Raw genomic sequence first — 652 nt, 5'->3', positions numbered from 1 at the left:
TTTATGTTGAGAATCTGGATGCGTGGCGTGTCTTCCAAAAGTGGCGTCCAATGCTCGGGCTTTGTTGTCACCAAATAACCAACAACGTTGAGATTATTGCACTGTTTGAGTAGCTCTGCATTTGCGATTTTTGAGCCGCCTTGCATTGGAATCGCATCGAACATCAATACACGTTTCATGATCTGTTCCTCAGTTGATGCTCAACCAGCGGGAAATGGGTTTCATGCACTGCGCCATTGGCATCGGTACAACAGTTTTGTTTTCCAGCTCGGTTTCATAAATTGCTTCAATCGCTTTGACGGAAGCGGTCGTGGTCAAGTTTTGGCTAGCATGTAGGTAGGCATTTTCAGCCAGTTTTTCTCGCAAGTCGGCATCTTGCATGACCAATTGAATCGCATTCAGCAGTCCAGCCATGCCCTGATTTGGATAAAGAAGGGCGCTATGGTTGTGCTCGAATAATTCGGGAATACCGCCAGTTTTAGGTGCTACGATTGGCAGTTTTGCTAATGCCGCTTCTCCTACGACTAGACCAAAAGCCTCTTCGTATGCGCCGCGAATGAAAGCGTCAGCATTGCCCGACATCCAAGCGCCCGCATTGGTCTGTTCTCCGGCGAAGTGCACGCGGTCTTGCATACCAAGGTCGGTAACTAAT

Annotated in this window: 1 protein-coding gene and 1 pseudogene; both read right to left on the bottom strand. The window is 48.3% G+C overall.

From position 1 onward, the window contains the following. Positions 1–179 (bottom strand): annotated as a pseudogene (locus R7E78_RS27455) (glycosyltransferase family 1 protein); the annotation flags it as partial. A 10-nt stretch (positions 180–189) separates the two neighbouring features. Beyond that, positions 190–652: glycosyltransferase (locus tag R7E78_RS27450; protein WP_318058795.1), on the bottom strand; the 463-nt coding region annotated here is incomplete at its 5' end.

The sequence above is a fragment of the Vibrio sp. YT-19(2023) genome (assembly GCF_033337395.1).
The sequence above is the reverse complement of the archived record's forward strand: the minus strand, read 5'-3'. Positions and strand labels throughout refer to the sequence as shown.